At 56.9% G+C, this 18,151-nt stretch carries 15 protein-coding genes; 2 read left to right on the plus strand and 13 right to left on the minus strand.

The annotated features are described in order from the left end of the window. Positions 1 to 79 precede the first annotated feature (79 nt). Positions 80 to 973 (plus strand): helix-turn-helix transcriptional regulator, encoded by an 894-nt coding sequence (locus QMO62_RS07640; protein ID WP_284639987.1) that lies wholly within the window; start codon positions 80 to 82, stop codon positions 971 to 973. Positions 974 to 1,030: 57 nt separating this feature from the next. Beyond that, the gene (locus tag QMO62_RS07645; protein WP_284639990.1) at positions 1,031 to 1,900 is read left to right on the plus strand and encodes an SDR family oxidoreductase; all 870 of its coding nucleotides are present in this window, start codon (positions 1,031 to 1,033) and stop codon (positions 1,898 to 1,900) included. Between the two features lie 62 nt (positions 1,901 to 1,962). On the opposite strand, the gene QMO62_RS07650 is transcribed toward QMO62_RS07645, so the two are convergent. The 13 genes from QMO62_RS07650 to QMO62_RS07710 form a co-directional block, all read right to left on the minus strand. Beyond that, positions 1,963 to 2,643, minus strand: a complete 681-nt coding sequence (locus QMO62_RS07650; protein WP_284639991.1) for a YdcF family protein — start codon at positions 2,641 to 2,643, stop codon at positions 1,963 to 1,965. Between the two features lie 5 nt (positions 2,644 to 2,648). After that, entirely contained in the window at positions 2,649 to 3,038 is a 390-nt protein-coding gene (locus tag QMO62_RS07655; RefSeq protein WP_284639993.1) for a VOC family protein, read from the minus strand. A 6-nt stretch (positions 3,039 to 3,044) separates the two neighbouring features. Further along, positions 3,045 to 3,725, minus strand: a complete 681-nt coding sequence (locus QMO62_RS07660; RefSeq protein ID WP_284639995.1) for an alpha/beta hydrolase — start codon at positions 3,723 to 3,725, stop codon at positions 3,045 to 3,047. Further along, positions 3,718 to 4,671, minus strand: coding sequence for an ADP-ribosylglycohydrolase family protein (locus QMO62_RS07665; RefSeq protein ID WP_284639997.1), 954 nt, complete (start codon positions 4,669 to 4,671; stop codon positions 3,718 to 3,720). Before QMO62_RS07665 ends, QMO62_RS07660 begins: the two co-directional genes overlap by 8 nt. A 104-nt stretch (positions 4,672 to 4,775) precedes the next feature. Beyond that, on the minus strand, positions 4,776 to 5,489 hold the full coding sequence (locus QMO62_RS07670) for a peptidylprolyl isomerase (protein ID WP_284639999.1): 714 nt from the start codon (positions 5,487 to 5,489) through the stop codon (positions 4,776 to 4,778). A 127-nt stretch (positions 5,490 to 5,616) separates the two neighbouring features. Further along, positions 5,617 to 8,304 (minus strand): transglycosylase domain-containing protein, encoded by a 2,688-nt coding sequence (locus tag QMO62_RS07675; protein ID WP_284640001.1) that lies wholly within the window; start codon positions 8,302 to 8,304, stop codon positions 5,617 to 5,619. A gap of 187 nt (positions 8,305 to 8,491) precedes the next feature. Continuing rightward, positions 8,492 to 8,728: an RNA chaperone Hfq gene (hfq, locus tag QMO62_RS07680; RefSeq protein WP_284640003.1), complete on the minus strand. Its 237-nt coding sequence runs from the start codon at positions 8,726 to 8,728 to the stop codon at positions 8,492 to 8,494. A 21-nt stretch (positions 8,729 to 8,749) separates the two neighbouring features. Next, positions 8,750 to 9,733, minus strand: coding sequence for a tRNA (adenosine(37)-N6)-dimethylallyltransferase MiaA (miaA, locus tag QMO62_RS07685; RefSeq protein WP_284640004.1), 984 nt, complete (start codon positions 9,731 to 9,733; stop codon positions 8,750 to 8,752). After that, on the minus strand, positions 9,727 to 10,500 hold the full coding sequence (locus QMO62_RS07690; protein ID WP_284640006.1) for a class I SAM-dependent methyltransferase: 774 nt from the start codon (positions 10,498 to 10,500) through the stop codon (positions 9,727 to 9,729). The genes miaA and QMO62_RS07690 overlap by 7 nt, the downstream gene beginning before the upstream one ends. Beyond that, positions 10,500 to 12,431 carry a DNA mismatch repair endonuclease MutL gene (gene mutL, locus QMO62_RS07695; protein ID WP_284640008.1) on the minus strand — a complete coding sequence of 644 codons (1,932 nt, stop codon included), beginning with the start codon at positions 12,429 to 12,431 and terminating at the stop codon, positions 10,500 to 10,502. The genes QMO62_RS07690 and mutL overlap by 1 nt, the downstream gene beginning before the upstream one ends. A 5-nt stretch (positions 12,432 to 12,436) precedes the next feature. Beyond that, positions 12,437 to 13,888: a S41 family peptidase gene (locus QMO62_RS07700; RefSeq protein WP_284640009.1), complete on the minus strand. Its 1,452-nt coding sequence runs from the start codon at positions 13,886 to 13,888 to the stop codon at positions 12,437 to 12,439. Between the two features lie 23 nt (positions 13,889 to 13,911). After that, positions 13,912 to 16,563, minus strand: coding sequence for a DNA mismatch repair protein MutS (gene mutS / locus QMO62_RS07705; protein WP_284640011.1), 2,652 nt, complete (start codon positions 16,561 to 16,563; stop codon positions 13,912 to 13,914). 113 nt (positions 16,564 to 16,676) lie between these two features. Then, entirely contained in the window at positions 16,677 to 18,107 is a 1,431-nt protein-coding gene (locus QMO62_RS07710; RefSeq protein ID WP_284640013.1) for a putative amidoligase domain-containing protein, read from the minus strand. Between the last annotated feature and the right edge of the window lie 44 nt (positions 18,108 to 18,151).

Genomic DNA, 18,151 nt, shown 5'->3' on the forward strand with positions numbered 1-18,151 from the left:
TCCTATGCTAAAATAAGAGCGCGCACCATTGATCTCATTTCGTACACAATATATCTCATTTTGTAAAGGAAGTTGTCTCATGACGTATCCGCAGACATTTGACGCCTCCATTTATCCCGTGCTGGGTTCTTCAACACCGCTCGTGGTAACTCGTAATGTCATACATCACCATTTTCCATCGCACCGGCATGATGTCATGGAGTTTTCTTTAGTGGTCGGTGGAGAAGGAACCGAGTGGATCAACGGGATTCCCCATCGGATGATACCCGGTACGGCAACGTTCATCATGCCGTATCAATTCCATGAAATATCAAGCACCGGATCCGAACCGCTTACCCTGCTGAATTGTATGTTCGGACTGGAGCTGCTGTTGTCTTCCCCTTCCTCCGAGCAGCGGCAGCTCGTAAGCGACCTCATGTCAACGGATTCTGCCGAGCCCTATGTTCTCAGCTTGTCGAAGACGGAGCGGCAGACGGTGGAGGTGCTTTTTACCGAGCTGCTTCGGGAGTTCGCAGGGACGAGCAAGTATCGGCAATCCATGCTGAAGCTGAAGCTGACGGAGATTGTCATCCACCTGGAACGGTACAGATCAAGAACGGCACTTGGACAAAAGGGGAAATCCACCGCTCATGATCCTCTCGCCCAGCGGCTCCTGGTGTATCTTCACCAAAGCTTCCGGGAAGAGCTGAGGCTGGAACAGCTGGCGGAGCAATTTCATGTGAGCCGGACCTACCTCAGCACGATCCTTCGGCAAACGACAGGGAAAACCTTCGTCGAGCTGCTTCACGAGATCCGGCTGCGGCATGCCAGCTCTCTCTTGCTCTCGTCCGACCTCGCCATTGCCGATGTGACGATGGAAGCCGGCTTTCAATCCGTCAAAACGTTCCACCGGGTGTTCAAGCAGTACAAGGGCATGACGCCGAAGGCTTACCGTGAAACCTTTCGGCATGGCGGAGCGGGGCAGCCCGGATGATTTCCGGCCTGAAGTAGCATCCTAAAGGGGAAGTGGAAAATGAAGGAGGCAGCACAAATGGCTACCACAACAGAAACCAAGCAAACCTTTCCCCCGCAGCACCAGAATCATCAGCCGGGGATTGAAACCGAGATGAATCCGCGGCCCGTATTCGAAAGCGGCACTTATAAAGCAGCCGGTAAGCTCAAGGACAAGGTGGCGATTATCACAGGAGGAGACAGCGGGATCGGGCGTGCCATCGCCGTCACTTATGCGAAGGAAGGCGCCGATGTGGCGATCGTGTACTTGAACGAGCACAGCGATGCCGAGGAGACAAAACGGCAAGTTGAGGAGGAGGGCCGACGCTGCATCCGGCTCGGCGGTGACATCGGCTCCGAGGCGTACTGCAAGCAGGTCATCGATGAAGTGATGAAGCAATTCGGCAAAATCGACATCCTGATCAACAATGCGGCCGAGCAGCATCCGCAGAAAAGCATTGAAGATATTACGGCCGAGCAGCTGGAAAAAACCTTCCGCACGAACATCTTCTCGATGTTCTACCTGGTGAAGGCCGCCCTGCCGCATATGAAATCCGGCAGCACGATCATCAACACAGCCTCCATTACTGCGTATGAGGGCAATGAACAGCTGCTGGATTACTCGGCTACCAAGGGGGCCATCGTTACCTTCACAAGGTCGCTCTCCCAGCAGCTGATCGGCCGCGGCATCCGCGTCAACGGCGTCGCACCGGGACCGATCTGGACGCCTCTGATTCCGTCGACCTTTACGAAGGAGCAGGTCGCAAAGTTTGGGGCGAACGTGCCGATGAAACGGGCCGGCCAGCCGGAGGAGCTGGCGCCGAGCTACGTGTTCCTCGCCAGCGAGGATTCCTCCTACGTGGCGGGGCAAATTCTTCATGTCAACGGCGGCGTCATTGTGAACGGATAGACGGATAGAAATACAACACCCAAGCTTCACGGGGTCTCCCGGGTCGCTTGGGTGTTGTTTGCTTAGCTGGAAGGGCTGATGCCGAAGCTCAGCTGCAGCTTGTCCCACTGCCATTTCGTGAGCGCCAGCGTCTCCCTCCCCTTATGCCAGGCCATCATCAGCACCTTCGAATCCATAGGCGAGGCCGTCGGCCCCTGCATGCCGATGAACTTGGCGATATCCAGCGCCCGTACGGCATGATAGCGGTGCGTAATGATCACGGAGCTGGTCCAGCCCTTCTCCTCCATTAACTGCTGACTGAATAGTAAATTCTCATAAGTGCTGGTTGCTTTATTCTCCAAAACAATCGCAGCGGCAGGAATCCCTTGCTTGACCAAATAATTGCGCATCCCCTCCGCTTCCGTAAGCTTGGAGTCCCTGCGATCGTAGCCGCCGCTGACAATGATATGTCGAATCTTCTTCGTCTGATACAGCTCTACGGCCCGATCCAGCCGTTCCCGGAGCGCCGGGCTCGGCACCTCCTGCCAGAGCGCAGCCCCAAGGACAATGCCAACCTCCTTAGGCGCCGCCATCTCCTCCGGCAGCGCCCACATGCGCCAAAAAATCGAACCGACCCACACCACGCATACGGCGGTTATCAGGAGTGCTGCGCGGAAGACCCGCTTAAAAAAACCGCCTGAGGACCTTTTGTTTCTCGCGATCCGTGTGCCTCGCTTGGTCCGCGGCGTTCGGCGCTTCATCATCGTGTTCATACCCATACCTTCATTCGGTCCGCGAGCGTGCCGGTGAACAGCTCCAGCTCCGTGCCGTCTGGATCGAGGAAATTGACGCTGTCTCCCCCGCCCCGATGCAGCGGCCCCCTGACGATACTTACTTGGCTGGCCTTAAGCCTGGCGACCGCCTCCGGAAAATCCGCCGCGTCGATATGGAAGGCCACATGGTCGACACCCGTCCTCTGCTGATCGGAGCTCCCCTGCACCTTTTCGATCAAGCAGATCCATGCGTTCCCCCACTCCAGATAAGCATCCGTCCTCCCCAGATGAACCGGTCGCATGCCGAGAATACCCTGATAAAAATGAAGCGCCTGCTGCAGGCTCGATACGCGTATCGTCACATGATTAAACCCTGTCACCTTCATGGTATATCACCTTCCTTCTTGCTGTGCATGGACAAGGAATTGCTCCACTTTATGAAATAATTGCTGTGCTTCCGGGTCCGTACATATCATATGCTTCGATTGCTCCAGAAGGTAAAGCTCCCGCTCTCCCCGGATTCGCCGGTAGATGTAATGTGCGCTTCGCGGATGAACGATATGATCCTGCTTGCCTTGGACGATCAGCGTCGGAACGGTCACCCTGCGAAGCTCCTGCTGCTTCACGAGCCGGACCAGCTTCATGAACTGAACCGCCGCCTTGAAGGGGGTCCGCTTCACTCTGCCGAGCTGCTCCCAGTCCTTGATCCGGATACGATAAGCCATATCGCGTGCCAGTCGTACCGGACTGACATAAATCGCCGCAGCGCTCAGCAGCACGAGGCGACGAACCGGATAACGATTCGCGAGATACATAGAGAGCAGGCCGCCCATGGAAAATCCGACCAGATCGATTTCGCCATACTCCCTCGTCAATCGCTCCGTCAGCTCGGCAGCACTGTCCAACCAGTGATGAAACGGAATCTTTCCGATGACACTGAATTCTTCGCCATGCCCCGGCAAGGTAGGGACATGGCAGACGTAACCCAGCCCTTCCAAGTGCTCTGCGAGCGGTAATACCTCGTAGGGCCCGCCCGTAAAGCCGTGAAGCAATAAACAATGACGCTCAGCCATTCTCGTTGAAACCCCTCTCTAGCGATGCCTCATACAGCTGATCTGCCAACTCGAGCATGCGTACTCTCCTATGCAGCTTCTCACGCCAAGTCTCAGGGATCGCCTCATACCCATAATACGCGCCGGCAAGCTGTCCGTAGATGGCTCCCGTGGTGTCGGCGTCATCTCCCAGATTAACGGCGAGCAAGGCTCCCTCCTCGAAGGTAGCGCTGTGGTAAAATGCCCATAAGGCAGCCTCCAGCGACTCCACTACATAGCCGGTGCCGCGAATTTCGGGAGGCTGCTTTCTCTTGAAGGAGCCTAACGCAACCTCCTCGATCTCAGGCACCAGAGGATGCTGCGTCCAGCCCCCTCCCGCAGGAGAATACTTGGCCGAAAGCAGCTGCTCCTTATCCTCGCCTGCGAGCGCACCGACCAGAAGACCGCCGAAATATCGGCAGCCATCCACTGCCAGCACCGAGCCATGCGTAGTCAGAGAGCTGTCCCCGGAACGGACGATAGCTTCTTGCGGCTGCTCAGCATAATACATCGGCACCGGAGCGAGCCGCATCAGCGAGCCGTTGCCGGCTGACATGCGATGCAGCGAGCCGCTGAAGGGAATCCCCGTCTGCTCGAAACGTTCCAGCGCTTGCCGTACCGTATTGCCGATGTCGAAGCAGACGCCGGTGCTGCTCAGGTATCCCTCGCGGTACCACCGGACATATCGGCGCATCTGATCGAGAGGATGAAACATGCCGCACTTGAGCAGGCTCTCCGCCAGACAAAGCGCCATAGAGGTATCATCGGTCCACTCGCCCGGCTCTAAACCAAAGGGCCCCCCGCCTATCAGATCCGTAAGGGGCTCGAAGGTGCCCGGAGATTTGAATTCCAGCGTTGTGCCCAATGCGTCGCCTGCCGCTAACCCGAGCAAGCAGCCCCGGTAACGATTCCTTCTTTGTAGATCCATGTCCATCTCTCCTTTGTTTGACGAAATTGAGCAGGATTTTGTTCCCTATGTACCGCTTAAAGCTGCTGAGAAAAAAACAGCGTGGAATCCACGCTGCTTCGTCGTTACTTCTCTGTGATTTGTACGGATTGGATGGTCACCTTTTCCGTTGGTGTGCTCATTTCGCCTCGAGAGTTCTTCGATACCGGCGTTTCGGCGATTTTTTGGACTACATCCATGCCTTCCGTGATTTTCCCGAAAATCGTGTAGTTGGGATTGCTGTTCAAGCTTTTGCTGTCTTCACCCGTACAGATGAAGAACTGGCTTCCATTCGTATTCGGGCCGGCGTTCGCCATTGCGACAATGCCAGGCTCGTATTTGTAAGGCGTCTTCAGCTCATCCTCGAACCGGTAGCCCGGACCGCCACCGCCTGTGCCCGTCGGGTCGCCTGTCTGCACCATGAACGTCTTCATAATCCGGTGGAAGGTAACGTTATTATAGAAGCCTTCCTTCGACAGGAACACGAAGTTGTTCACTGTCTTCGGCGCTTCCTTCGCGAACAGCTCGATCGTGAACGTGCCTTTGTTCGTCGTTACCGTGGCGGTATATTTTTTGTTTTGATCAATCTTCATCTCCGGTGCCTTGGCCCACTGCTTTGCGGTTTGCGGCTCCTGATTGGCCGGTGCCGGCTGTGAGGCATTCGTCTGTCCGCCGGACGAAGTATTCCCCTGCTGGCCTGCGCCCGCCCCGCTATCCTGTGCAGGCTTCGTACCGCAGCCGGTCATCAGTGCAGAGAACAATGCAGCAATCGCTAGAATGTTGGTCGTCTTACGAATCATAGCAGCGTTCATCACTCCGAATTCATCTCCATCATGTCGTCATCTAAGGGAAGGGATAACCTTTCCAGCTACCCCTTATTATACTACGAATATCCGAAAAAATGAAAATCGTCACTAACTTCCCGGCTTAACGCGTGCCGGCTGCCGGTAACGTGACCGGCTCCTTCTGCGTCGTCGTCGCACCGCCCGAGGTGCCGGAGGTTGCCGGCGGGGTCGTCGGCGTCGGCTTCGGTGCTCCGGTACCCGGAGCCGTTCCTGTGGTCGGAGCTGTCGTGCCGGTGCCTGTAGACGGCTGCGTCGTTGCCGGCGGCTGCGTACCGCCTGTGCCACCCGTGCCGCCTGTACCGGTCCCCGGGGCTGGCGTCGTACCTGTCCCCGGTGCAGTGCCCGTGCCTGTTCCGGCGCCTGTTCCGGTTCCAAGCTCCGTGCCCGGACGAGTCGTATTTCCGCCCGGTCCCGTACCTCCGGCTCCCGTACCGGTTCCGCCGTTAGCTCCGCCCGGCTGGGTGCCTCCGTTCGGATTCCCCTGCCCCGGCTGACCTGTCTGACCCGGCACCTGAGGAGCTGCTCCCGCATCCGCAGGAATTTGAACCTCGGCGATATTCGATTTGGCTCCTGCGACATTGCTTTCTTGATTCAGCGGAACTACGACGAAGTGATAAGTAGCTCCAGGCTTCGTTGGTGTCATATCATTGACCTGCGTCGAAGCGGAGGTCATGAACGGCTCGGCAGGGAATTCCTTCTCCTGCGCTTCCTTGCGGAACAGCTGATACACGACCTTATCGCCGACAGGAGACCAACTGAGCACCATCGTTTTCTTCTCCTGGTTGTACTCCGCCTTCAAATCCCCTATGGTCTTCGGCGGTGCTCCAAGCTCCTCCACACCGTCCGGCTTCGTAAACTTGGTCGCCGGCCGTTTGGCCAGCGCCTTCTGCATCACTTCCTTGAAGATGACGGCAGGACCGGCACTGGACATGGATACGTAATGCTTCGTATCTGTCTTGTCGAAGCCGAGCCATACGGCGGCGGTCCACTCCGGCGTATATCCGGCGAACCAGAGGTCGCGGTTGAACTTCTCAAGCCCCTTCAGATCCAGCTGCGTCGTACCCGTCTTGCCGGCTACCGGACGCTCGAACTTCGCTGCGGAGCCCGTACCGCCGTTCACAACGCCCTCCATCATTTGGGTCATGTACCAAGCTGTCTTGCTGCTCATCACCGACTTGCGCTCCGGCTTGGCGGAAGCAACCACAGAGCCTTGATCGTCTTCAATCTTAAGGATGGAGAAGGCCGTATTCATAAATCCGTTATTCGGGAACGCACTGTACGCCTGCGCCATCTGCAGCGGGGTAACCCCTCTGGTCAAGCCGCCGAGGGCGATGGCGAGATTCCGGTCCTTCTGCGGATCCAGCTCGATGCCCATCTTCTTGACGAAATTAACACCAGTCATCGGACCGATCTCGTTCAGAGTCCATACCGCAGCCGAGTTCACCGAGCGCTTGATCGCGTCGAACATATCGACCTCGCCCTTATACACGCCGTCGTAGTTACGCGGCGAATAATTGCCGTAAGACATCTCCTCGTCCTTCAGTCTGGAATAAGGAGTGAATTTGCCCGACTCCAGCGCCGGCGCAAATACGACCAGCGGCTTGAAGGAGGAGCCCGGCTGACGCGCAGCTCTCGGATCCGCCGCCCGGTTCAAGCCTCTCGGGACATAGTCCCGGCCGCCGACCATCGCGACAATCCCGCCGTCCTTATTATTGACGATCACCATGGAGCCCTGCATCTTCTGCTCGGGACCCGGCTTCTGGAAAAACTTATCCTGCGCGAACGTTTGCTCCATAATCTTCTGAGCATTGGCATCCATGGTCGTGTAAATCTTATAGCCGCTTCGAAGCAGAGCATCCTCTTCGATGCCATAACGCTCTTGTGCTTCATCTACCACATAATCGAGAAAGGCCTGATAGTCCTTCTTATCCGTGCTTGGAAGGGGCGTGTAGTCTACGGCAGCCGCCTCGTTTTTCTCCGCTTCCGTAATATATCCCTGGTCATACATCAGCTTTAGGACAACGGCACGCCGCTCCTTTGATTTCTCCGGATTGGCGATCGGATTGTAAGTGCTCGGCGCCTTCGGCATCGCTGCCAGCGTAGCGATTTGCCACAGCTCCAGCTTCTTCAGATCGGACACGCCGAAGTATTTTTTCGACGCCGCTTTCACACCGTACGCCTTTTGTCCGAAGAAAATCCGGTTTAAATATTTTTCCAAAATTTCGTCCTTCGAGAACTCCTGCTCCAGCGCTACTGCAATCGACATTTCCGTTGCTTTGCGGAAGAAGGTTTTGTCCGCATTCAGGAAGACGTTTTTCGCCAGCTGCTGGGTGATCGTGCTTCCCCCCTCCACCATGCTTCGGGCTACGACGTCCTTGACGAGCGCGCGCCCGATCCCGAAGAAGTCGACGCCGGCATGCTCGCCGAAGCGCTTATCCTCCGTAGCGATGAACGCCTGCTTCATCCGATCCGGAATCTCGGCGCTCGTGACGACCTCCCGGTTCTCACGGTACAGCACGGCGACCTCGTTGTTGTTCACGTCGTAGACGTGAGAGGCTTCATCCATATCCAGCTTATCGATGTTTTCCTTAAGAATTTTATGACCGTTGATGATGACAAAAATATACACACCCATTGCGCACACGGCAGCCATCACGGCAGCGACGAACGTCCAGCCGAACAGCTTGGCTGCGCTAAAACCTTTTTTCTTCTTTTTTTTCGGTTGTGCCGGTTTTTTGGCCGGCGTTTTTTTCCCCGGTTGTTCCGTCATGGAGCTCCCTCTCCTTACATCTGTCTTCTTCAGGGTGCTTACCCCTGATTTCTGTGGGTTAAACAAAGAACAACCCTAGATGGCTAAGGTTGCTCTTTAGGGATTGTATTGAATTAGACGATAGGACAGAACAAAAAGTTGCTTGCGGCCTGAGCCCAATCGATCTGCCGTTAACGGACGAGCTGCATTACTCCGCGCTTTCCTGAGGCATTAAGGAAACGGCACGCTGCGGTGTGAAGGTGGAAATCGCGTGCTTGTACACCATCTGCTGACGGCCTTCGCTGTCAATGATGATCGTGAAGTTATCGAATGCCCGAATGACGCCGCGGATTTGAAACCCATTGGTCAAATAAACGGTTACGGGAATACTATCCTTGCGAAGCTGGTTCAAAAAAGTGTCCTGAATATTAATCGACTTGTTCATGAATGGGCCCCCTCCAAATAGTTAACGGTCATAGGTCAGCTTTCCAGCTATTATAGCATGGATCTGCTGCAAATGGGCAGAAAAATTTGCCAAATCGCTCACATCTACCCAGTAGATATCCTTCATGTGACGGAACCAAGAAAGCTGCCGCTTGGCGAACCTTCTCGTATCCCGCTTCAGCAGCTCGACCGCTTCCTCCAATGTACAGCGTCCTTCGAGGTATGTAATGATTTCCTTGTAGCCGAGTCCCTGCATAGAGATCAGCTCCTTACCGTACCCCTGCTCCAGAAGCCGGCGAACCTCATCGACCAGCCCTTGCTCCAGCATCAGATCGATGCGTTCTTCAATACGTTTATATAGTAAAGCTCTATCCATTGTCAACCCGACGATACACAATTCGTAAGGCGATTCCTTTTTCTGTACCCTCAGTCGATCGGACAACCGTTCCCCGGTCAAGTGGAAAATTTCCAGCGCACGAATGATTCGCCGCCTGTCGTTCGGATGCAGCCGGGAGGCTGTTTCCGGGTCGACCTCCCGAAGTCGTTCATGAAGCGCTTCGTCTCCATGTTCCGTTGCATACGCTTCTTGTGCCGCGCGATAAGCTTCATCGGAGCCGGCCTCACTGAACTGAAAGTTGTAGCAGACCGATTCCACGTAGAGGCCGGTCCCGCCCACGATAAAGGGCAAGCGGCCGCGATGATGGATCTCTTCGATAATCTCGCGGGCCCTCTCTTGAAACTCCGCGACCGAGAAAGGATGGTCCGGTTCGTGGATATCAATGAGATGATGCGGCACCGTCGCCAGCTCCTCCGGGCTGGCCTTGGCTGTCCCAATGTCCATGCCGCGATATACCTGCATGGAATCCCCCGAGATAATCTCGGCATGAAGGTCCTGAGCCAAGGCGAGACTGAGCTTCGTCTTGCCGACCGCCGTCGGACCTACCAGAACGAGCAAGCGCGGCTTGTTCTGCTCCTGCGGGCCGGCATAGGCTGCTTCCGTTAACATCTGATCACTCCATAAGCTAGTTTCGAGCCGGAGCGCTGCACCTCCGTGAACCCAAGCCGCTCGAATTCCTCGCTGTCACGGTGCTCCTTGAGCACAACGGCCTTCGTCGCCACGCGAACGGCTTCCCGGATGGCTTCTGAGGATAGCGCCCGCTCATCGGCAATGCCCCGGATGGCACGGATCGAGGCCGATTCCGTGATCGGCTTCCGGAACATCGGATCGAAGTAGACGAATTCTGCGGATTGATCCGGTTGACGCAGCAGGAACGGCAAATGATCCTCATGCAGCACCTGAATGCGGCGCATCGCCTCATTCAGCCCGGGCACATCGGATTCGTACGTCTGCAGCCCCTGCTTCAGCAGAAATCCGGGCATACGAGCGCTCTCCAGCGCGGTTACCTTGCCATCGTTGCCCGCAGCGAAGGAGAAAACGATCGCATCGGAGCCAAGCCCTGCCGTGCAGTCGATCACGCGGTCCCCCGGCCGGATGCCGGCAAGCTCCAGAAGCGGATCGTTCTCGCCGTTGTTCAGGCGCTTGATACGCACAGCTGCCGTGCTGGGATGAAAGAACAGCGGCTGCCGCTGTTCATGATGATACTCGATTCGCTCCTTGGACACAAGGAGGATGTCCTCGTCACCGAACCGGCGCCGCAGCATCGCGAACGTCATCTGACGCCTCGCCACCGCCCGGCCGCCCAGCTCCCGGGCCAAACGTTGTGCCTCCGCGAGCTGCTCCGGGTTCGGATCATAGGAGGTCGTTACTAACATTACATCACCCTTTTGAACATTTTCTCCAGCTCATAGGTAGAAAAGCTGACGACGATCGGTCTGCCGTGCGGACACGTATAAGGATTGCGGCAGCCGGCAAGCCGGTCGAGCAGCGCTTCTATTTCAAGATGACTCAAGTTTTGATTGGCCTTAATCGACGCCTTGCAGGAGCACATGATCGCCGCTTTCTCGCGAAGCTTGCCCACATCGACCTGCTTCTTCTCTTGGAGCAGCCATTCGATCATCTCCTCGACGATGGCCTGCTCCTCCCCCTGCGGGAACCAATGCGGGTAAGCCCGCACCAGGAACGAGCTGCCGCCGAAGGGCTCTAAATACAGCCCCGCATGCTCAAGCTGAGGCAGCTTGTCCGACAGCCGGGCGGCTTCGATAGAGGTGAACTCCAGTGTAATCGGAACGAGCAGCTCCTGGCTCGCCTCTACGGGCTTGCCGAACAGCTCGTAATAATGCTCGTAGTTGATCCGCTCATGCGCGGCATGCTGATCGACCAGGAACAATCCCTCTTCGTTCTGGGCGACGATATACGTTCCGTGCATCTGCCCGATCGGATACAGCTTCGGGAACGCCGGCAGCGCAGGCGGCTCCGGCGCGGCGGACGGCGGTGTCAGCGAGCGCAGCAGCGCCTCAGCTGCGGCCGCGCTCTCGCGGGCGCCAGGCGCGGGCCGCTGCGTCGCAGCTGCCTCGCGGCGGGCCGCCTGCGCAGGCTCGCCGCGCCGCGAGGCGTCGCTCCAAGCGCCGCGCTCCGCCGAAGGCGGCTCCGGCAGCGGTGCAGCCGCATAGCTAGCCGCTGTCTCGCGCGCCGTATAGCCGCTCGTGCCCGCACCGGCGCCTGTGCCGCTCGCCGGCTCGGCAGCCGGCCGGCTCAGCTCGAGCTGCTCCTGCACGACCGCCTCGCGAACCGGCTTCGCCCCCGCCGGGATCAGCCGCTGGCGACCCAGCACCTCTCGCACCTGCTGCTCGAGGAAGTGCATCAGCTCGGCTTCCTTGCTGAAGCGAACCTCCAGCTTCGCCGGATGCACATTCACATCGACCAGCGTAGGGTCCATCTGGATATGCACCGCGCCCAGCGGGAAGCGATTGATCGGCAGCAGCGTGTGATAGCCCTGCAGCATCGCTTGAATGAGCAGGAAGTTGCGGATGTAGCGCCCGTTGACGACTGTGCTCAGTCCGTTACGATTGGCACGCGTCATCTCCGGCTTCGCAATATAGCCGTCGATCTTATAATCCAAAGATTCCCCGCGGATCGGAAGCATCGTTTTGGCCACAGCCGTGCCGTACACCGCTGCAATTACCTGCAGCAAGTCGCCATTACCCAGCGTCTGGATCAGCGTATGCCCGTTGTGCTTCAGCGTGAAGGCGATCCCCGGATGAGCCAATGCCAGACGGTAGATGTAATCCGTGACATGACCGAGCTCCGTCTGGATGGTCTTCATATACTTTAACCTTGCCGGCGTGTTATAAAACAGCTCACGTACCGCAATATCCGTTCCGCGCGGCGCAGCCGTTTCTTCCTTGACCTTTACGCTGCCGCCTTCGATCACAAAACGCGTCCCGAGTCCGGTCGTATCCGGACTGGTAACGCACTCTACCTTCGCTACCGCGGCGATACTGGGCAGAGCCTCCCCGCGAAAGCCGAGCGTGCGGATAGCGAACAGATCCTGCGCGCTGATGATTTTGCTTGTCGCATGACGGAAAAAGGCCCTCTCGCAATCCACGCTGTCCATCCCCGAGCCGTTGTCCGCTACGCGGATCAGCTGGAGGCCGCCTTCCTCGATCGTCACATCGATCCGGGTACCGCCTGCGTCCACCGCATTCTCGACCAGCTCTTTGACAACGGAGGAGGGCCGTTCGACAACCTCCCCCGCGGCAATCTGGTTGGCAATATGCTCATCCAAAATGTTAATTTTACCCATAACGCCTACTCCTTAGACGTGCTGAATTTCACCGTAGAGCCTTCTTCGCTCCAATGAAACGAAGGGAATGCCTCCGCAAAGCGGCGGACGTCGATGAAGCTTGTACCCTCCCGCAGAATCCAATCCTCCCCGGACGGAGAGTAGCGAAGAGTTCCGTCCGCCGTGGCAATCTCCACAGCACTGCGCTCTTGATCCCATGATACTTTGCCGCCCAGAACGGCAGCCAATACTCGCGACGGAACATAAATGCCACCCTGCTCACGAAGTACCGGGAACCAGTCATTCACCTTCACACCATTCATGTATACATTCTCACGGGTTTTCGACACTTCCAAACGAGGAACGCCCGCCATCCGCAGTGCCGTAATCATTTGCGGAACACTGCCCTCTATCTCTTGATCCGGCTGGAGACCGACCTTGTTCACCTTTCGCAGGTTCGGCGTTAAATATTCCTCCACCGTTACCTTCAGGGCACCGCCGGATTTCAAATCAAATACCGTCTGCACGCTGCCTTTTCCATAGGTCTTTTTTCCGATTACGGTAGCGGCGTGATAATCCTGCAGAGCACCGGTCAGCACCTCCGAAGCGCTCGCGCTATACTCATTCACCAGGAAAAACACTGGAAACGGCTGCTTCTGTCCATTGCTGAACTCAACCTTTTCGTCGATATTGTCCCGGTCGCGGGTATGGATCAGGACCCCCTTCTCCACGAACAGCTTGGCCATTTGAACAGCGGTATCCAGCAGCCCGCCGCCGTTATTGCGAAGATCAACAATTAAACCGGTCAGCCCGCTGCCCTTGCTTTTCAGCTCCTTAAGATGCTGCTCCATCAGCTCATCCGCGTCGCTGGAAAACGTAGAAACGCTCAAGTAACCTACACCAGGCGCGAACCAGCCGCTTGAAACGGGAGGAATATGGATCTGCTTTCTCGTCAGCTGCAGCTTCAGCTCCTGACCGTTCCTTAGAACGGTTACGTTCACCTTCGTATTCTCCGGTCCGAGAATCAGCCTCATCGCTTCCTCCGTCGTTTTACCCACAAGCGACTGGTCCTCCACGCGAACAATGATATCCCCGGATTTCATCCCTGCCTTAAGAGCCGGAGAGTCCTCAAACAAGTCCTCTATATATATACCCGCAGGGTCTTCACTAATCCTAACCCCGATGCCGACATAGTTGTTCTCCACCGAGTTTTCAAAGCTCCTCAGCTCTTCCGGAGTAAAATATTGCGTGTAGGGGTCATCCAAAGCTTGAATCATTTCTTCAATGCTTTTCCCTGCCAATACATTGGCAGCCGGTGCGCTCACATGCGCTTGCTCCAGAAGCAGCTTGACCTCATTCATACGATCCGTGTTGGCATCCGCAGCCCATAGGGCCATCGGTGAGGACAATAGCAGCGAAGCGGATAAGAGCATAGCGGCGGAACGGCGCCATAGGGTGCGGTTGGTTAGCTTTTTCATACGGATCATCCTTTTCTTTCTTTTTAAGGCAGCATTTTTTTGATGTCGTGCAAAAAGTTCATCGCCATCATCGGTGTCATATTCATCAGGTCTGCCGAGCGCAGCTGGTCCAGAAGCTGCTCCGTTTTCGCGTCGGGCTTTTTCCTGTTCTTCTCGTGGATCGTCGGAGAAGGCTGTTCTTCCGTAAACAAGCTGAGCTGCTCTACCGGGCCCTTCGTTTCCGGCTCCGGCTTCGGCTCTGCAGCCACCGCATTCTCCGCTGCCGCCAGCTTGAGCTCGCTTCGCGTCTCGAAGGCGCCGAGCAGCTCATAGGAACGGTCGATGATACTGCCGGGCAGACCCGCTATCTGAGCGCAATAGATGCCGTAGCTTGTGCTGGCCGCGCCGCGAATCAGCTTCCGCAGGAAGGTGACCTGCTGGCCGCTCTCCTTTACCGCCATGCAGTAATTGCGAAGGCCGGACAAGCTCTCCTCGAGATGCGCCAATTCGTGAAAATGCGTCGAGACCAGCGTCTTGCACCCGACGTGATCGTGCAAATATTCGATGACCGCCTGTGCGATCGCCATACCCTCGCCGGTCGAGGTGCCGCGTCCCAGCTCGTCGATAATGACCAGGCTGTTTGTCGTGGCCTTTTCCGTCATCACCTGGATGTCCATCATCTCGACCATGAATGTGCTTTGGCCGCCGATCAAGTCATCCGCGGCGCCGATGCGCGTAAAAATGCGATCGATCACCGGCATTCTCGCTCTCTTGGCGGGCACGAAGCAGCCGATTTGAGCCATGAGGCACAAAATCGCTACCTGTCTCATATAGGTGCTCTTCCCGGCCATGTTCGGACCGGTAATCAGCAGCATAGTGCCCTCATCCGCCGAAATGCGCGTATCGTTGGAGATAAATACCCCATCCTCCAATACCGCTTCTACGACCGGGTGGCGTCCTTCTTCTATCAACAGCTCGTAGAAGTCGCCTACCTCGGGCCGAACGAACCGGTTCGACGCGCTCACCTGCGCCAGCGATTGGTATACATCCGCGGTAGCGATCAGCTCGGCGAGCTGCTGCAATCGGGAAATATGCTGCGTCAGCTTGTCCCTCAGCGCCGCAAACAGCTCATATTCGAGATCCACCATGCTCTCCTGAGCGTCGAGAATGAGCGCCTCCTTCTCCTTCAGCTCCGGCGTGACGAAGCGCTCCGCATTCGCCAAGGTTTGCTTACGCTCATAACGCCCCTCCTCCAGAGAGGAAAGATTCGCCTTGCTCACCTCGATAAAATAACCGAACACCTTATTGAAGCCGATTTTCAGCGACTTGATGCCGGTCCGCTCGCGCTCCTGACGCTCGAGCTCGGCAAGCCACTGCTTGCCGTTCGTGCTCGCCTCGCGCAGCTGGTCAAGCCGCTCGCTGCAGCCCTCGCGGATCATGCCGCCGTCCCGTACGGAGACGGGCGGCTCGTCCACGATGGTGCTCTCGATCCACTCGAGCAGGTCCCGGCACGGGTCGATCCGTGCCGCCAGCCTGGAGAGCGTCTGCGAGCCGCTCTCTTCAAGCAGCTGCCGCAGCAGCGGTACCTGCTGCAGCGACTGCTTCAGCGCGACCAGGTCGCGGGCATTGGCGCTGCCGTAGGCAATGCGCCCCGTAAGCCGCTCCAGGTCGTACACCTCGCGCAGCGCTTGCTTCAGCTCCTCGCGCACGATCAGCTGGTTGTACAGCCGCTCCACGGCTTCAAGCCGATCTTGAATGAAGCCGGTGTTCATCAGCGGCTTCTCGATCCAGCGGCGAAGCAGCCGTCCGCCCATGGCCGTCACCGTTTTATCCAGCAGCCACAGCAGCGAGCCCTTCTTCGAACGGTCGCGGACCGTCTCCACGAGCTCCAAATTCCGCCGTGTGAACGGGTCCATAATCATAAACTGGCTCGGCTCGTATACACGGATATGCTTGATATGGGACAGCGAGCGCTTCTGTGTTTCCTGCAGGTAACCCATCAAGACCGCTACCGTTTCACGACCTCCTGCGGGCAGCTTGACCAGCTCGGAGTTGTTGAAGTGGTCCTCCGGAGAGAAGCCACCCTCCTGCACCATTTCCCTATGCGTCATGACTGTGGTTTTCAGCCAAGCAGCCGTCCCGCTGCGAATTTGCTCGAGCAAGGAAGCATGGCCGAGCAGCTCGGACGGACTATATACGTTCAGCTCGTCCAGCAGCAGCTCGAAGGAGCCGTCCAGACGAGTAACGTACATTTCTCCTGTGGAAATGTCGCACGCTGCTAAGCCGTAGGCGCCGTCCTTCGTGGTAACGGCTGCGATATAGTTATTGCTTGTCTCGCTTAACGATCGGGAATCCATTACGGTCCCCGGAGTAACGATGCGCACGATCTCGCGGCGCACGACGCCCTTCGCTTCCGAAGGGTCTTCCACCTGCTCGCAAATCGCAACTTTATATCCTTTTTCTACTAGGCGGGCTATGTAATTTTCAGCGGAATGATAGGGAACGCCGCACATCGGAATGCGCTCATCCCCGCCGGCGCCGCGTCCGGTCAGCGTAATTTCCAGCTCGCGCGAAGCCTGCACCGCATCTTCGAAAAACATTTCATAGAAATCGCCGAGGCGAAAAAATAAAAACGCGTCAGGCACCTCCGCCTTCACGGCGAGGTACTGCTCGATCATCGGCGTATATTGTGCCATACCCGTTTCATCCTCCAAGATTCGTGCTATCCGCCCGCATGACTGGAACACCAGTTCCCGATTCTGCGGGCGTCTCTTTCATTATAGCACGAATTGATAGAGTGCACTCGTTTTTACCGATAGGGTGAGATTTTCCATTTGGGCCGGATATCCTGCTGCTCATCCCAAGCGCGCATTTGCAGCATCATCCGCCGAAGCGGTAGCAGATAAGCTTCCAGCTCCGCATAGCCCTTCAGCCTCTCCAGATCCCGCCAGAGCGAAACAATGAGAGGACGAATCCGCTGCTTATCGCCTCTATAATAAGCCTTTTGCACCTCAGGGTCGGTGAGGGGTCTGAGCTTCAGCTCGCGATAGTGCTGAGCCGTCAGCTTAGCCAAAGCCAGTACGCCCTTCGCTACCGTAGGTGACACTAGCCAGCTCGGAAGGACACGGTATTCGAAGCCGCCGTGGCGCTGCCTGCGAAAATCGCCCAAAAAGCCGTAAGCCGGCTTGCGCCGCGTCGTCGTCGCGTCCTCTAGCAGCGTCATCGGAAGCGCAACGTAATTGTCAAGCACCCTTAAGAGCGAGCAGTTCAGGCTGACTCCGCTAAAATGAATATGCCCCCCCAAAGGCAAACCCCGCACCGGCATGCCGCCGGCAATCCATATCAGCCCTTTATCCGTGATCCGCCTTGCCGCCAGCTGCATCGTTTTGTGCAGATTGCCCACCAGCTGTTTTACATCCGTGCTGGGCCGAGGTCGCAGCTCGGCGAGCGGATAAATTTTGCGGCGGCTTCGCAGGACGATGGAATCACAGCCGAACGCTCCCTCCTTAGGGGCATACTGCGAGGCGAAGGTGATCTTGCCCCTGGTATCCCTGAGCAGAAACTCCGGATCCGCGCCCAGCATGACCTCTCCAGGCTCTCCTCGCCGCGCTTCCTCCTCCGCTAACTCACGATCCAGCTGCGCCATGGCCGCTGCGAACAGCTCCGCCAATCTTGGCGTGAGCCGGGGAATCGCCTCCACTTCCAATATGGCTGCACCGGCTCCAGGCCGAATGCCGATATGAACTACGCCATAATCGAGCCCCAAGGCATAAATGGCCTTGACCGCTTCTTTTACCGCCCGCATGGTATGGTAATTGGTTTGCTCCAATCCGATTTCCGAGAACTCCTTACTCCCTTTATTCGAAGCTGTAACCCCTTTGGGAGCCTTGCCGGCGTAAAACACTTGATTTCTTCTATAAAACAGCGTCAGCGCTTTTAAATGAAACACCGGAACCAAATACTCATGCGACCACCGATTCTCGCCGGGCTCCTCCCAGGAAGGCTCCATGCCGTGCAGCGTCAATATTTCCTTCACCCGCTGCCGATTGCCTGCAAGCAGTATGCTCTTGATCGGTTGAAGTACGCCATCGTCCCCGCGGTCCGGATGATAGGCGCCCCAATGAATGAGAAGCCAGTCCCTCTCATTCCCCTCCGGGGCCTTCGTCCCGTGCGGGATCGTTAATTTTTGAAGCAGCTGCTGAGCCGCCGGCTCGCCGGAATGCAGCAGATAAGCACGCATACAGACACCTCCTTTCTTGCGGCGTTTGCCTATTTTTACCTATT

This window comes from Paenibacillus silviterrae, from assembly GCF_030167925.1.
In the GTDB taxonomy this organism is placed as follows: Bacteria; Bacillota; Bacilli; order Paenibacillales; family NBRC-103111; genus Paenibacillus_G; species Paenibacillus_G silviterrae.

Bases quoted from the DNA above. Each gene is read 5' to 3' on its own strand.
- QMO62_RS07660 (WP_284639995.1), bottom strand. From the start codon at position 3,725: ATGGCTGAGCGTCATTGTTTATTGCTTCACGGCTTTACGGGCGGGCCC.
- QMO62_RS07645 (WP_284639990.1), top strand. From the start codon at position 1,031: ATGGCTACCACAACAGAAACCAAGCAAACCTTTCCCCCGCAGCACCAG.
- mutS (WP_284640011.1), bottom strand. From the start codon at position 16,563: ATGGCACAATATACGCCGATGATCGAGCAGTACCTCGCCGTGAAGGCG.
- mutL (WP_284640008.1), bottom strand. From the start codon at position 12,431: ATGGGTAAAATTAACATTTTGGATGAGCATATTGCCAACCAGATTGCC.
- QMO62_RS07700 (WP_284640009.1), bottom strand. From the start codon at position 13,888: ATGAAAAAGCTAACCAACCGCACCCTATGGCGCCGTTCCGCCGCTATG.
- QMO62_RS07690 (WP_284640006.1), bottom strand. From the start codon at position 10,500: ATGTTAGTAACGACCTCCTATGATCCGAACCCGGAGCAGCTCGCGGAG.
- miaA (WP_284640004.1), bottom strand. From the start codon at position 9,733: ATGTTAACGGAAGCAGCCTATGCCGGCCCGCAGGAGCAGAACAAGCCG.
- QMO62_RS07655 (WP_284639993.1), bottom strand. From the start codon at position 3,038: ATGAAGGTGACAGGGTTTAATCATGTGACGATACGCGTATCGAGCCTG.
- QMO62_RS07670 (WP_284639999.1), bottom strand. From the start codon at position 5,489: ATGATTCGTAAGACGACCAACATTCTAGCGATTGCTGCATTGTTCTCT.
- QMO62_RS07675 (WP_284640001.1), bottom strand. From the start codon at position 8,304: ATGACGGAACAACCGGGGAAAAAAACGCCGGCCAAAAAACCGGCACAA.
- hfq (WP_284640003.1), bottom strand. From the start codon at position 8,728: ATGAACAAGTCGATTAATATTCAGGACACTTTTTTGAACCAGCTTCGC.
- QMO62_RS07650 (WP_284639991.1), bottom strand. From the start codon at position 2,643: ATGATGAAGCGCCGAACGCCGCGGACCAAGCGAGGCACACGGATCGCG.
- QMO62_RS07640 (WP_284639987.1), top strand. From the start codon at position 80: ATGACGTATCCGCAGACATTTGACGCCTCCATTTATCCCGTGCTGGGT.
- QMO62_RS07665 (WP_284639997.1), bottom strand. From the start codon at position 4,671: ATGGATCTACAAAGAAGGAATCGTTACCGGGGCTGCTTGCTCGGGTTA.
- QMO62_RS07710 (WP_284640013.1), bottom strand. From the start codon at position 18,107: ATGCGTGCTTATCTGCTGCATTCCGGCGAGCCGGCGGCTCAGCAGCTG.